At 65.3% G+C, this 14017-nt stretch carries 11 protein-coding genes and 1 tRNA gene; 8 read left to right on the top strand and 4 right to left on the bottom strand.

Annotated features, from left to right (window positions below; translation table 11 throughout):
• Positions 1-107 precede the first annotated feature (107 nt).
• The gene (locus ACMT1E_RS10845) at positions 108-1085 is read left to right on the top strand and encodes an enoyl-CoA hydratase/isomerase family protein (protein ID WP_414900206.1); all 978 of its coding nucleotides are present in this window, start codon (positions 108-110) and stop codon (positions 1083-1085) included.
• Here the strand turns inward: ACMT1E_RS10845 and ACMT1E_RS10840 are convergent.
• Positions 978-2450 carry an amidohydrolase family protein gene (locus tag ACMT1E_RS10840; protein ID WP_414900205.1) on the bottom strand — a complete coding sequence of 491 codons (1473 nt, stop codon included), beginning with the start codon at positions 2448-2450 and terminating at the stop codon, positions 978-980. The genes ACMT1E_RS10845 and ACMT1E_RS10840 overlap by 108 nt on opposite strands.
• A 130-nt stretch (positions 2451-2580) precedes the next feature.
• Here ACMT1E_RS10840 and ACMT1E_RS10835 point away from each other — a divergent pair, with 130 nt between their 5' ends.
• The 6 genes from ACMT1E_RS10835 (at position 2581) to ACMT1E_RS10810 (ending at position 9497) form a co-directional block, all read left to right on the top strand.
• Positions 2581-3378 (top strand): dihydrolipoamide acetyltransferase family protein, encoded by a 798-nt coding sequence (locus ACMT1E_RS10835; protein WP_414900204.1) that lies wholly within the window; start codon positions 2581-2583, stop codon positions 3376-3378.
• A 7-nt stretch (positions 3379-3385) separates the two neighbouring features.
• Positions 3386-4426, top strand: a complete 1041-nt coding sequence (locus ACMT1E_RS10830; protein ID WP_414900203.1) for a hypothetical protein — start codon at positions 3386-3388, stop codon at positions 4424-4426.
• A 164-nt stretch (positions 4427-4590) separates the two neighbouring features.
• Positions 4591-5598, top strand: coding sequence for a sulfotransferase family protein (locus ACMT1E_RS10825; protein ID WP_414900202.1), 1008 nt, complete (start codon positions 4591-4593; stop codon positions 5596-5598).
• Positions 5599-5982: 384 nt separating this feature from the next.
• On the top strand, positions 5983-7263 hold the full coding sequence (locus tag ACMT1E_RS10820; RefSeq protein WP_414900201.1) for an MFS transporter: 1281 nt from the start codon (positions 5983-5985) through the stop codon (positions 7261-7263).
• 11 nt (positions 7264-7274) lie between these two features.
• A complete protein-coding gene (locus ACMT1E_RS10815; RefSeq protein ID WP_414900200.1) occupies positions 7275-8363 on the top strand; it encodes a hypothetical protein in 1089 nt (362 codons plus the stop codon).
• An 87-nt stretch (positions 8364-8450) separates the two neighbouring features.
• The gene (locus ACMT1E_RS10810) at positions 8451-9497 is read left to right on the top strand and encodes a hypothetical protein (RefSeq protein WP_414900198.1); all 1047 of its coding nucleotides are present in this window, start codon (positions 8451-8453) and stop codon (positions 9495-9497) included.
• Between the two features lie 241 nt (positions 9498-9738).
• Here the strand turns inward: ACMT1E_RS10810 and ACMT1E_RS10805 are convergent, their stop codons facing one another.
• Both ACMT1E_RS10805 and ACMT1E_RS10800 read right to left on the bottom strand, forming a co-directional pair.
• A complete protein-coding gene (locus ACMT1E_RS10805; protein WP_414900196.1) occupies positions 9739-10791 on the bottom strand; it encodes a hypothetical protein in 1053 nt (350 codons plus the stop codon).
• Positions 10792-10902: 111 nt separating this feature from the next.
• Positions 10903-12168 carry an MFS transporter gene (locus ACMT1E_RS10800; RefSeq protein ID WP_414900194.1) on the bottom strand — a complete coding sequence of 422 codons (1266 nt, stop codon included), beginning with the start codon at positions 12166-12168 and terminating at the stop codon, positions 10903-10905.
• Positions 12169-12601: 433 nt separating this feature from the next.
• On the opposite strand from ACMT1E_RS10800, the gene ACMT1E_RS10795 reads away from it, so the two are divergent.
• Complete coding sequence (locus ACMT1E_RS10795) at positions 12602-13612, top strand: cyclase family protein (protein ID WP_414900193.1); 1011 nt, start codon at positions 12602-12604, stop codon at positions 13610-13612.
• A gap of 284 nt (positions 13613-13896) precedes the next feature.
• Here ACMT1E_RS10795 and ACMT1E_RS10790 read toward each other — a convergent pair.
• Positions 13897-13972: transfer RNA gene (locus ACMT1E_RS10790), tRNA-Glu, on the bottom strand.
• Between the last annotated feature and the right edge of the window lie 45 nt (positions 13973-14017).

The following is a 14017-nucleotide window of genomic DNA, read 5'->3' as shown; positions in this document are numbered from 1 at the left end:
GCAGGGTTAAAAGCTGCCGGGCATGGCGGGTGGCTGCCTCGCGGTCCGCTATCTCGCCGGGATACGTCGCGGAGTGCTCTGCCATCCGGGCAGTGTAATGGACCAAGATGGACGCTCACAAGCTTCATCCCTGGATGACAAGGGCCGACTGGCGCAGTCTGGCGCCCGACTGGCTGTGGTTCGATCCCGCCGAGTGGAACGCCGCGCCCGTGCGGATGCCGCCGGTGCCGGTGATCGCGGTGGGCGCCGCCGGCGATCCGCGCAGCGATTGGGCCGATGTCACCGTCGAGGGGCCGGCCGCGCTGCCTTCGCTGACGCGCGCCATTGACCGCGCGCCACGCACTGCCGCGATCATCGTTCATTTGCTGCGCATTTCCGGGGCGATGGAACCGATGGCCGCGTTGACCGCTGAATCGCTCGCGTTCGGCACCCTCCAGAATGGTCGGGAGCATCTGGGCTGGTTGGCCGGGCGTGATGCCCCCCTCCGGCCTCCGCCGGCCGGATCGTTGCAGTTGCGGCGCGAGAGGCGGGTTCTGACGGTCACGCTCGACCGCCCGGCCGCCGGCAACGCGATCGACCGGGTGATGCGGGACGCGTTGTACGATGCGTTCGCGCTTGCCGCGTTCGATGCGACGATCGAGGAGATTCACCTACAGGCGGAGGGGCGCTGCTTCAGTCTCGGCGCTGATCTGGCCGAGTTCGGAACGACGCGGGAGTCGGTCGATGCGCATCTGATCCGCATGCGCACACTGCCGGCCTGGCCGCTGTTGGAAGGCGGCCGACGGCTGATCACGCATGTTCGCGGGGCGTGCGTCGGCGCCGGGCTTGAACTCGCGGCCTTTTCGCACCGCCTGACTGCCGCGCCCAATGCGTGGTTTCAACTGCCAGAGCTTCGCATGGGGCTGTTGCCGGGCTTCGGGGGTACCGTGTCGCTGCCCCGGCGTATCGGACGGCAGGCGGCGTGCCGGCTGATCCTGTCAGGACGAAGGATCGGCGCGCGCGAAGCGTTGGCGATCGGGCTGATCGATGTCATCGTGGGCGATCCGCCCTTCGATCAGCGTCAGCGCGACGGTGGCGCCGTCTAGCGCTTCGCGCACGCCGGCCCATGGCTGGGTCAGCAGACACAGATCGGCTGGCGCCCCGGCGACCACCTCCCGCACGCGCGACAGATCGGCCGGGTCGGCCAGGAACAGATCGAGCGCCTGTTCGGGGGTGAGTGCTTCGGCGGCACCGATAACGCCGCCGGACGCGGTTCGGCGCGACACTGCGGCGGCCATCGCCCGCCACGGATCGGCTGCGCCAAACGGCGAATCGGTGCCGCCGGCCAGCGCAACATCCGCGGCCAGCCAGCTCCTCAGACGGTACAGATGATCCCGGTCGTGCGGGGCGAGCGCGTCGAGATAGGCGTCACCGCGCTCGGCGATGAAATTGGGCTGCGTGACGACGGCCAGTTTCAGATCGGCAATCTGCCCGACCAGATCCGGCGGCGCGATCGAGGCATGCTCGATACGATCGCCGGGTAATGCGCCGGCGTCGCGGATCGCGGCCAGGGTGAAGACCAGCTCGGCCTGTGTCACGCAATGCACGGCAACGGGCCGGTCGGCCGCATGCGCTACAGCGATCATCCCCACCATCTCGCCATAGTCTGGCAGCGCCGCATCGTGCAGGTGGATCTTGAACGGACCACGCGTGATCCCGGCGGGCAGATGTTCGCCAAGATTCATCCGTCCCGCGATCATGGCTTTCTGCGGCAAGGCGCCGCGCGCGCGTTCCGCCGCGAAATGGGCGGTGGCGGCGTGATCGTTCGATACCGTCATATCGGTAATGCCGCACACGCCTGCGCGGGCAAGCGCGGTGCCTATCGCGGAAAAGGCCGGCCAGGTCCCTCGCAAGGCGTTGCTCAGCCACGCATCCTGATCGATCAGCCGCCCGGTCATGCCGCCGGCGCCGGCTTCGAGCCGCTGGCCCGCCTCCGCATCGGCCGCCAGCAGCAGTTCGATTCCCCGGCTGTTGAACATCCACATCCGCCCCGATCGATGCTGAATGCGCAGCGGCCGGTCGCGCATGATCGCGTCGAGCTGATGCCGGTCGGGAAAGCCCGCGACCGACTCATGGTAGCCAATGCCGCGAATCCAGCCTTCGCCGGGGCCGGTAAGCGCGTGGATCAGGCCGTCGCGGTCGACCACGTCAGGTGGTCCGCATCGCACCGACGTGGCGGCTGCGGCGGTTGCGGCGAGATGCAGATGGTGATCGTGCAAGCCGGGGATCAGCAGGCCGCCGGCTGCATCCATACTGCGCGCCGAAATGCCCGATCCGCCAGCCAGGATCGCGGCGATCTTCCCGTCCCGAACGACGACATCCGCGTGGCGGCCATCGCGCAGGGTGCAATCCCGGATAACCAGCGGTTCTCCGGAAATGACAGCGGGGCTGGAAGCGGAAGCGCGAGCCATGTCGATCCGCACGGTATGTCACTTGGGATTCCGGCATGTCGAGGCATGTTTTCCGGCGATTGCGGGCGGTTTGATTTTTAATAACGCCGGGCGGCGCGCCCTTGACCCCTGATGGCGCTGCCTCGCAACGTTGCCGGACCTTGATATCCGCGACGGGGCCGACGGCATGCAGAGCGAACAGAAATATGAAGCTGTCCCGGCGCGAGCGGCGGCACTTGCCGCGCCCGAGGCCGAAATCCCCGACATCCCGCATCGCCTCGACCGGCTCAGCGCCGTTCGCCGGACGATCGCGCGGCGGCTCACCCAGGCCAAGCAGCACGTCCCGCATATCTATCTGACGGTCGACGTGCGGCTGGATGCGGCGCTGGCGTTCCGGGCTGAATATAACGCGCGCGCAGCCGCTGACGGCATCTCGGTCAACGACATGCTGGTCAAGGCGCTGGCACTGGCGCTGGCGCGCGTGCCGCAGTGCAACGTCATGTACACGCCCGGCAAGCTGGTCACGTTCGAGCGCGTCGACGTCTCAGTCGCGGTATCGACGCCGTCCGGGTTGATCGCGCCGGTCGTTGCGGGCGCCGATACCAAGCCGCTCGGCGCCCTCGCCGGCGAACTGAGGGCGCTTGTCGCACAAGCACGCGCCGGCACGCTGACACCCGATCAGTATCGGGGCGGAACCGCGTCGCTCAGCAACATGGGGATGCTGGGGATCAAGCAGTTCGAGGCGATCATCAATCCACCCCAGGCCATGATCCTCGCTGTCGGCGCGGGCGAGCAACGATGGATGGTCGAGGATGGCGCGCCCCGGATCGCAACCGTGATGACGGTGACCGGCAGCTTCGATCATCGGGCGATCGACGGTGCCGACGGCGCCCTGCTGTTGCAGGCGTTCAAGGCAATCGTCGAGAACCCAGCGCAGGCCCTACGTTAGGGCGTCGATGCCCCGTGCACCGCGCATCATTCTCTACGGTGTTGGTCGCTACGGCTGCGAATTCGCGCGGCTTGCGGAAGCGCGGGGCTGGCCGATTGTCGCGGCTGTCAATCGGGCGGGTGACAAGGTGGGGCAACCGCTCGCAATGCTGGCTGGTACGCGCGACACGTCGGTGATCGTCCAAGATTGCAGCCTGGCCGATCTCGCGGGTGCGCAGGCGGATGTCGGCGTCGTATTCACCACCGACCTCCTGCGCGACAATCTGCCGGCCTACCGGCGATTGTTCGAGGCCGGGGTGGATGTGCTGTGCCACGGGGTGCAATCCTATTACCCCTGGCGGTACGATCCCGAAAACAGCGCGATCCTTCACGGTCTGGCATTGGCGGCCGGGCGCAGCTTCACGGGCAGCGGCATTTGGGACATGTCGCGTATCTGGGCGGGCATCTTGCTGGCCGGGCCCTGTGTTGCGATCACGTCGCTGCGGCACCGCAGCGTCACGCAGGTCAATTACCCCAGCCCTCGGCTCGTTGCCGATTACGGGCTTGATCTGACGCCCGAGGACTATGCCGGGCGTTTCGGTATCGCGAGCGAGCATGCCGACACGTATCGGCTGATCGGCAAATATCAGTCCATCACGGAACACGTGCTTTCGGCACTTGGATATCACGTCACCGGCGGGGCCGAACGGCGCGAGCCGCTCACGGCGGACATCCCCGTTTATTGCAAGGCGCTGGCGCGCGACATCGCGCCGGGGCGGGTGATCGGGTGGTCATATCGCAGCACGGTCGAGACGGTGGAGGGTGTCAGTGCCCATGCGAGCATGGAGATGCGGCTGCTCGACGATGACGTGCCCGAAACCATGGCGTGGGAGATCGATGGCCGGCCGGGAAATCGGCTGGTCGTCGAGCGCCGCGACTCCATAACCGCATCGGCCGCTTCGATCCTCAACCGGATTCCCGATGTCATTGCCGCGTCGCCGGGAATCCATCTGCTTTCGCAGCTCGGACCGATGCGATCGACGGCGCCTTACAAAGGAGGGCTGACGTAATGAACCCGATCCGAAGCCTGTCCGCCGACGCGTTGATGGACAGCGCGTTCAAACGCACCGGGTCCACCGATTTCGGCGGCACGGACTTTTACGAACCGCTGCGGGAATATCTTGCCGGACTGCGCGAGAATTCGTCGCATTATTCGACACGCGGTCAGGCGCAGGTGGTTGTCGAACTCGATCGCGCGCTGGACGGGCGATTGGCGATGACGGACTATATCCGCCGCCATCCGCAAATCCTGCGGGAACGGATCGTCCGGCCGGTGTTCATCACCGGGCTTTACCGCAGCGCGACCACAAAGCTTCAGAACCTGATGTGTGCCGATCCGTACTGGCAGCACGTGACGACGTGGCAGGCCGGCGATCCGGTGCCGTTGGCCGATGCCCCGGCCGGCGGGGAGGACCCGCGGATCGGCGTCTGCCATCGCCGCCTCGCCTATATGAAACAGGCGGCTGAACAGGCCTTCCTCGCCCATCCGCTCGCCGCCACCGATCCTTCCGAAGAATATGCGCTGATGACGCCGAGCTTCCGGATCGTCGATGCCAAGCAGTTCGGTGCCGGCTTTCTCGAATGGGTCCGCGCACAGAGCATGGTGCCGGTCTATCGCGACCTGCATCGCGCCCTGCAACTGCTGCAGTACCAGTTCAAACGCCAGGACCTGCCCGAACAGCGGTTCTGCCTGAAGGCGCCGATCCACCTCGGCAACCTCGATGCATTGCTCGAAGTGTTTCCCGATGCCAAAATCCTGGTCACGCACCGAGACCCTTTTCCGGCGATTCATTCATACACGATGCTTCGCGAAAGCCTGCGCGGCATGGTGGTCGATCAGGTTGATCCGCAGGCGCTCGGCGACGAAATTCTCGAGCGTTCCGCACAGGCGCTGGATGCGTTCGTGCGGGTTCGGCGGCGACATCCGGAACACTTCCTCGATCTCGGTTTCCGGTCGGTTGTACACCATGGCGCCGATCTCATCGATACGATCTATCGCTTCGTCGATGCCCCGGTCAGCAGCGAAGCACGCGCGGCGTTCCGGGCGGAAGACAATCGCAAGGACACCCACAAGAGCGGCGCTTTGCGGCAGGACCCGGCGCGCTACGGCCTCGATCCGGGCCGCGTTAACGCGCGCGTTCGCGGCTATCTGGATTGGGCCGATCGCCACGTCGATGGCTGATGGGGCGCGCGGCGGCGAATTTTAATAATGGGAGTGGGCTGAAACCGACAGTGTGATAGTTTTTTTGGGCGGATCGGTTGCTGGCGGCGATCAGGCCATCGGCCATACGCCGGGGCACCAAACCGGCGTGTTCGCGCGTATTTTCCGTCATCTCGCCGGCGCGGGCTGACCAACACCCTATCGGCTGGAGCGGCTTGGCGGATGCCGATGGGCTTCTCGATCTTCGTCGGCAATCCGGGCAGCGGGCACAGCCGGTCAGGCATCACCGCGGCGCCGGTTTTCGCGGCGCGGCGGATCGGCCAGCCGCACAGGCGCGGCACCGGGCGGTCAGTTTCAGAGGCGTGCCGGCGCGTCCCTGCGCGCGGTGATCTGGAGTAGGCTCGCATGGCTGAATCATCCGCATCCGGGCGGCAGTCGATGCCGGGCCATTACCTGGCATGGCGTCAGGTCGCCTGCTGCTTCCTGCTGATGGGCGCGGTGGCATTCACCTCGTCCTGCTACACGATCCTTTCGGTCCCGCTGGCCAGGGCGTTCGGGCCGGATCGCATGACGCTGATGCTGGCGATGACCGTATTGTCGGGCAGCGCGGCGGTCCTCGCGCCATTCGCCGGGTTTCTGCTCGATCGTCTTTCGGTCCGGTTGTTGATGACGCTGGGGGCGACGGCGATGACCGGCGGCTACGCGGCGATGTCGCTGGCGGGAAACTTCACGCACATCATGCTGATCTACGGTCTGGTCATTGCGCCGGCGAATGTGCTGATCGGATCGATGGCGATGACGGTGCTGCTCTCGCGCTGGTTCGTGCGCAGGCGTGGCGCGGCAATCGGGGTGGCGCTTGCCGGCGTGTCCGTGGCGAGCATCGTCTATCCGCCGATCACGCAATGGATTCTCGACCATCATTACTGGCGCGATGCGTTTCGGCAGGTCAGCGTCATGCTTGCGGCAACCGTCATTCCGGCGGCGTTGCTGGTGGTGAATCGGCCGTCCGACCGCAACCTTCAGCCCGACGGGGCGGTCGACGCGCCGCCGCCGCTGGCAACGGTGGGGAAGGCGTCCGCCTCGGCAATGGCGATTCTTCGGGATCCTTCCTTCTGGCTTGCCGCTGTTACCTTCGCCATCGTCTTGTCCGGCATGAAAGGAGTGGTGACCAGCCTTGCGCCGATCGTGCTTGATCGCGGGCTGAAGACCAGCGATGCGGCGTTGCTGCTGTCGCTATACGGTATCTGCGGCCTCACCGCGAAGCTGGCCTTTGCCGGCCTGGCCGACCGGCTGGGCGCGCGTTCGATGCTGGTGGCGACCCTGCTCGGGTTCGCCGTTGGCATGTCGTGTTTCTGGCTCGCCCCGCTCGGCGGCTTTCTGATCGTCGTCGGCGTCGTCATGATCGGCCTGTTCGGTGGCATGATGATGCCGCTGCAAAGCCTGCTGCTGCCGCGCATATTCGGCGAGCACATGATAGGCCGTGCGATGGGCCTGGTCGGAATTGTGACCTTTTCCGGTTTGCTGGCCTCGCCGCCCGCCTTCGGCCGGGTGTTCGATACGACTGGCAGCTACAGCCTGATGTTCGGCTTTTACAGCGTGGCGGCGCTAGTCGCGCTCTTCGCTTTGCCGTGGCTGCGCCTCGGCACTCAACCCGGCAAATCGCGGGCGGCGCCGCCAGTCTGTTGATGGAGAATGACGTGACCAAGCGCACTTATCGGGTGATCCAGTGGGCTACCGGCAATGTCGGAACGCACGCCCTTCGCACGATCATCGGACGCCCTGATCTCGAACTGGTCGGGTTGCGCGTCTATGATCCGGGCAAGGTCGGCGCCGATGCGGGGGTTCTGGTCGGTGGCGATCCCGTCGGGGTGCTGGGAACCGACGATGTCGACGCATTGCTCGCAATGGATGCCGATTGCGTCTGCTATTGCGCGCTGGCGACCAGCCTTGATCGGGTCGATCAGGCTTTGGATGAGCTATGCGCCATTCTCGCCTCCGGCAAGAATGTGGTCGCGCCGGCAATGGCTTATTACATGTATCCGCCCGTCGTCGTCGGCCCGGCCAGTGAAGCAGGGTTCGAAAAGCTGCGGGCGGCATGCGAGACAGGCGGCACGACAATTCACATCGCCGGCGCATCCCCCGGCTTCTCCCCGGACTATCTGCCGCTGGCGCTGACCAGGGCATCGCGCGCGATCGAGCATATCGAACTTACCGAAGTGGTCAGCTTGCGCGACTATCCTTCCCGACAGATCCTGTGCGACTATATGGGGTTCGGGTTGCCGGAGAGCTATGAGCCGCTGTTCCACAAGCAGCTCGCCGGCGGCAAGGACAACCCCTATTATCTTTCGATGCGCGTTGTGGCCGACGCCATCGGCCTGACCATCGACGATCTGCAATGGAAGCGCGAAGTGGCGCTTGCGCCGCACGCCTTCACCGTCGCGGCCGGCGAGTTCCCGGCGGGCGGCGTGGCGGCGGTGCGCGGCGAATTCATCGGGCTGAGTGGCGGCAAGCCGGCCATCAGCATGATTTTCATCTGGCGGCTGGAAGACAGTGTTCGCCCCGACTGGCCGACGGGCGACGGCATCTGGGGTGTGCGTATCGACGGCGATCCCAGGATCGAGGCCGAGGTCAGGATATCGACACAATTCGATGCCGGGCGGGCGGTGTCCATCGTCACCGGCACGGTTCCCGTCAACGCCATCCCCACGGTCTGCGAAGCACCGCCGGGCATTCGCGGTCATCTCGATCTGCCCTTCACCGCGGGGGGGTATTGGGGTGCGCGGTGACGCGCCTGAAACATGGCGCACGGCCGGCGACACCCTCCACCGGCGTCTGCGGGACATGCAAGCTGATACCAAAACCAGGAGAGAAACATGGCGACGTCAGGACAGGATCTGAAGGTATATGTCTGCGGCACGGGAACCGTCGGCGGGCACGCCGCGCGGGGGGTCCTGTCACGCAAGGGGCTGAAACTGATCGGTGCGAAAGTCTATTCCGAAGAGAAGCGCGGGCGCGATGTCGGGGAATTGCTCGGCGTCGATCCGTTGGGCGTGGCGGCCGTGCTCGACATTGAAGAAGTGATCGCTGCCGCGCCGGATTGCGTGATCTACGCGCCAAGCTCGCCGAACCACGATGATCTGACGAAATTGCTGTCGGCGGGGATCAACGTGATCTCCACGGCCGGAGGCTATCTGTTCTATCCGGTTGCCGATGCCCCCCTGCATAACCTGCTGGAAGGCGCCTGCCAGACGGGGGGCGCGACATTCCATGGTGCCGGCGTCAATCCGGGCTTCGTTTCGGTGCGGTTGCCGCTTGTGTTGTCGTCCTGGTGCCGCCGGATCGACCGTATCCGCGTGTCCGAATGCGCGGTGATGACCGAATATCCATCGTCCGCCCTGCTGTTCGACCTGATGCATTTCGGCCAGCCGCTCGACCCCGGAAATTGTGAAAAGGGCCATATCGGGCAACGCATCCGGCGCGCGTTCGAAGCGATGCTGCTAGAGCTTGCCGCCGGTATCGGAGCCAGGGTGGATGAGATCATACAAACCTATGAGGAAGCGCCGGCTCCGCGCGATCTGCATGTTGCGGCGGGTGTGGTTAAAAAGGGGACGGTCGCCGCGCAGCGCTGGCTGTGGACCGGCATGGTCGACGGCAAGCCCTTGATCGAGCTGGAGACGGTCTGGACGCTAAGCTACGAACTCGAAGGGTGGCCCAACAGCTTCGGCTGGACGTTCACGGTCGATGGCGATCCGGGGCTGAGCGCAACCCTGCACACGCATGGCGGTGAAAATTCGGATGACGAATGCTGCATCGCGACCGCCATGCAGGCGGTCAATGCGGTAGAGGCGGTGGTCGCCGCGGCGCCCGGTATCCGCACCTATCTCGACCTGCCGTCCATTCACGGGCGCTATCATGGATGAGGGACCAAAACCGGCCTTGTTCCGGCGCGCGCGAATGAAGGGGGCGGTCCCGGTCAAGCATGCGCTTGATTTCCAGGCGAAGTCTCGCGCGTAAGGGGGCATCGACCTCGTCGACGTCCTCTTCACGATCATGCCGGAACGGAGCGAAAAGCCGTGAAGCAGGCCGGGTCATGCGCGACCCGCCCGACATCAAGCGCGATGGGGCGGTGCGCTTTCCCGGCACCGCCCCGCTATTTCGCTATCAGGCCCACCGGCCGGTCGCATTGCCGAGGTCGGCGAGGGTCATGATCCCGCTTGGCGCGGCGCAGACCGCCGGAACCGCATTGACGAGATGCGCCGCCGACGCGCGCATCCGGTGCGATGACATGGACTGGGTCGGGTCGTCCAGGCCGACTTCCCAGTGCAGCCTGATCTCTGGGTCCGCGTCGATCGAAATGTCCCACCCCTCGCCCTTGGGCCAGTCCTCGCCGATGCCGAATTCCTCGTGCAAGTGCCACGATGAATCGATCGAGACGCGAGCCTCACCGTCAATGCTGCCGACGTACATCAGGCGCCAGCCCGCGATAGTGCCGGCCGCGACCTGTCCGGTTCGGATGTCGAAGGGCTTCGTCGCGATCGCGGGGCTGACCGACGTGGCGATGTCGGTGATCTCGGTGCCGAGACAGGAACCGATCATCCGCATCGGCGCGAGGAAGGCCTGATCGATCCGGGCGCGGAACGCGTCCGGCAGGACGTAGGACGCCTCGCGCCCCCAGCCCAACAGCGCCGAAACCGCCTCGGATTCATAGTGCGCGAGATTGGCGAACTCCGATACGGTGACCCGGCGGATCGCGCCGCACAGTCCGGACATGACCACCGGCAACAACTCGTTGGCGAAGCCGGGGCTGAGGCCGGCCGCGCGAAGCGTCGAAGCGCCTGCTTTGCAAGCCGCGACCAGCCGGGATCGAAGGCCGGGGTCCATCGAGCCGGGGTGAATCGCCACATTGACCGCCGAAGAGACGACATTGATCCCCGCCGCGAGCAACGTCTCGATTTCGCCGATCGTTTCTTCAAGGTCGAGGCTGAGTGGCGCATGCACCACGCAATCCGGACGCAGCTTCAAAATGGCGTCGACATCGTCGGTGGCGGTGACGCCACACTGGCCCAGCCCGGCGAGGGCGCCGGCATCGCTACCCACCTTCGCCGGATTGTAGACCCTGACCCCGACGACCTCGATAGCTGGGTGGAGGAGCGCCTGTTTCAATGCCCGTGCGCCCACCATGCCCGTGCCCCACTGCACAACCCTGTGTTTCATGCCGTCATCTCCTCACCGCAGCATAGTGTCGCCAATCGGGCGCAAGCGTCGTTTCCGAATGTCCGGGGGCGCCGGCCGCCGATCGGCGATCGCGGCGGTCCTCCCGTCCAGTCAGCTATGGAGAACATCCTCGCCGTCCGCCTTGCGCGGCGGCGAGAATATTGGGTACGCGCCAAGCGTGGACATCAGAAAACTGCACAGCAGCGCGATCGGAATGACGGCGTAAAACAGTGGCTGATAGTGGCCGACCCGGTCGAAGATCAGGCCGGCGCAAAGCGGCCCTACAGCCAGGCAAAGCCCCACCAGACTGCCGAACACGCCATACAGCTTCCCGAAATTGCGTAATCCGACATAGCGGGTGCAGAGATAGGTCAGCGTCTGCAATTCCGCGCCCGAGCCGACCGCGATCAGCGCCACGATCAGAATTGCGATCGGCATGCTGACGGGAGTGAAGATCAGGATCAGGCACGGCAGAGCGGGAATGGCAAGTACGGCCGTCCCCAGCACCCTGCCATGCGCCCGATCGAGCAGCCAGCCCGAACCGAGCTTGCCGAAGGCCGCCGCAAATCCGAAAACACCCAGTGCCACGGCTGCATCGCTTCGGGTCATGCCCTTGCTGACGAGGATCGGGACGAGATGGACGATCAACGCCGTGATCACCGTATTGATCAGGAAGGTGCTGGTCAGGATGGCCAGAAACGATCTGGAGCGGAGGGCCTCGCGCACCGACAGTCCCGGCACGGCCTCACGCGGCGGCGCGGGCCTGTCCGCGCTGGCCTGTTGTCGCAGCGATCGGGCGCGCGCGTCGAAGAACAGGAAAAATACGGCCGGGACAACGACGACACCCCAACCCAATCCCATTCCCAGGAAGGCGGTACGCCAGCCATAGTCGTCGATCAGCCAGCGGGCGATGATCGGCCCGCCGGAGGATGCGATACCGGTTCCGCACAGCGTGAGCGCAATGGCCATTCCCCGCGCCTTGTCGAACATTCCGGCAATAGCGGTCGTCCAGATGGTTGTTTTGATCAGCAGATTGGCCAATCCGAGCCATAGCCAGAGGCTCCACCACAGGTATAACGCCCCGGTGTTCAGCGACATCGCGGCAAAGCTGAGGGAGACCAGCAACACCCCCGGCAAGGCCAGACGGCGGGTTCCCCATCGGTCGATCATGGCGCCGACCACGGGTGCCAGCAGCACGGGGGATATCGCCACCAGGGTCAGCGCCGATGATGCCTGTGCCCGGCTCCATCCGAATTCCTGCTCCAGCGGCGACATGAAAAGCCCCAGCGTATAGGTCGCCAGGCTCGACAGCGAGACGCCCAGCATGCCGACGACAACCAGGGGCCAGCCGGCCTTCCATTCCGAGCGGGAAACCAAACAGCCTCTCCTCTGCCGCCGGTGCGGCGATGACACGGAAGGACGATCGCCAAAGAGATACATGAATTAGGGGCCAGTTGCTGCCCGGCGTGCCGCGGAAAATTAAAATACACGCGGCGCGGTGGAGCGTCCTGAAATGGTGACGCGGCGCGGGTCGATGATGTGCGCGCGCCATCTTCGATGCCGGGGAATTTCCCGTGAAATTGGCAAGAATCAGGCGTGGCGGATGGTTCAACCGCGCTATGCCGCATCCCGATGGAATGACATTCCACAGATGGCGAAAACGCGCATCATCCCAGGCAATATCGTCGTCGACCTGGGGTGGCGGTCTCGCCGATAGCATCCGTCCGGTGCTTTAATTATGCGTGTTGCCGTCACGGGCCGTCGCCGGGCCCTGTCATCGCGGTAATCCTGGTCGTTGCCGGAGGTGTGGATGAAAAGATGGCTGCACCGTCCGGAAGGATCTAACTGGGGCGACTTCGGCGAGAATGATCAGATCGGCCGGATGAACCTGGTCACGCCGGACAAGCGCCGCAGGGCCGTGGCGGAAGCGCGCGAGGGTGAGGTGTTTCTGCTGGGGCTTCCGCTTGATGTGCCGCGAACGCCCCTGTTCGGCATGCGCGCGCCGCCCCGGCTCCAGCCGACGACGATGGGGCCGGGCGGCCGGCCGCTCTATGATTGGCCGCTGTCCGAAATCGCCCCTGGGGCGACCGACATCGTCAATGACGATCAAGTGCAATTGACCCTTCAATATACCAGCCAGTGGGACGGCCTCAGTCACTATGGCGTCTGCTTCGATGCCGATGGCGACGGCGTGGCGGAACATGTGTTCTACAACGGCTATCGCATGGACCGGGACTTCGTGCTGGCGGCGGATGGCGGGGCGTGCCGGGCGACGGCGTTAGGCATCGAGAATATGGCGCAGACCTGCGTTCAGGGGCGCGGCGTGCTGGTCGATGTTCGGCAGGCCGGGGCGCCGCCGCATCGCCGCATCGGTTATGCCGAACTGCGCGGGGCGATGGACGCGCAGAACGCGGTCGTCGAGGAGGGCGACTTTCTTTGCCTTTACACCGGCTTCGCCGACATTCTCCTGCGCGATACTTCGATAATCGATCAGCCTGCGTTGGACGCCACGCCCGGCCTCGATGGCAGCGACGCCGAATTGCTGGACTGGATCGATCGATCGGGGCTGGTCGCGATATGCGCCGACAACGTCATGGTCGAGCGGATCGAGGGCATCGTGCATTGCAGCGGAACGGCGCATTTGCCGCTCCACGAGCATTGTCTGCTCAAGCTTGGCATCCACCTCGGCGAATTTTGGTGGTTCGGCGAGATTGCGCGAGCGCTCGCGGAACGGAAGCGCGCGCATTTCCTGCTGACCGCGCCTCCGCTCAACCTGCCCGGCGCGGTGGGTTCCCCAGCCACGCCGATCGGGACGATTTGAACTGACCGGCCCGGTATAGCCGGAGCCCGGTCTTGCTGGTTCACGCCGTCCGGTTAAGCGGAGACGGCCCGCATGGTCCGAAGCCATGCGAGCCGGTCGCCTATGGGCGGCCAGTGCCGATTATTTTGCCGGCTTGCCGGTCGTGGCCGCTGCCGCCAGCGGTCAGGGCCTTCGGGAATTTGGGTGCGGGCCGGGCAGGGGAGCGACAAGACGCGAATCCGCTTTGCAAGCGATAGCGGCGGAGAAACCGGCTAGAATCGCGCGCCCGCCGCGGGCTTGGCAACTGGTGACCCCTACGGGACTCGAACCCGTGTTTTCGCCGTGAGAGGGCGACGTCCTAGACCGCTAGACGAAGGGGCCGCTTGCGCGAAGCCGGGCATCTATGGGGTGTCCGGGCCGGCGTCA

The organism is Sphingomonas flavalba, assembly GCF_047553045.1.
In the GTDB taxonomy this organism is placed as follows: domain Bacteria; phylum Pseudomonadota; class Alphaproteobacteria; order Sphingomonadales; family Sphingomonadaceae; genus Sphingomonas_L; species Sphingomonas_L flavalba_A.
The sequence above is the reverse complement of the archived record's forward strand: the minus strand, read 5'-3'. Positions and strand labels throughout refer to the sequence as shown.

Bases quoted from the DNA above. Each gene is read 5' to 3' on its own strand.
- ACMT1E_RS10805 (WP_414900196.1), bottom strand. From the start codon at position 10,791: ATGAAACACAGGGTTGTGCAGTGGGGCACGGGCATGGTGGGCGCACGG.
- ACMT1E_RS10820 (WP_414900201.1), top strand. From the start codon at position 5,983: ATGGCTGAATCATCCGCATCCGGGCGGCAGTCGATGCCGGGCCATTAC.
- ACMT1E_RS10810 (WP_414900198.1), top strand. From the start codon at position 8,451: ATGGCGACGTCAGGACAGGATCTGAAGGTATATGTCTGCGGCACGGGA.
- ACMT1E_RS10830 (WP_414900203.1), top strand. From the start codon at position 3,386: ATGCCCCGTGCACCGCGCATCATTCTCTACGGTGTTGGTCGCTACGGC.
- ACMT1E_RS10795 (WP_414900193.1), top strand. From the start codon at position 12,602: ATGAAAAGATGGCTGCACCGTCCGGAAGGATCTAACTGGGGCGACTTC.
- ACMT1E_RS10840 (WP_414900205.1), bottom strand. From the start codon at position 2,450: ATGGCTCGCGCTTCCGCTTCCAGCCCCGCTGTCATTTCCGGAGAACCG.
- ACMT1E_RS10845 (WP_414900206.1), top strand. From the start codon at position 108: ATGGACGCTCACAAGCTTCATCCCTGGATGACAAGGGCCGACTGGCGC.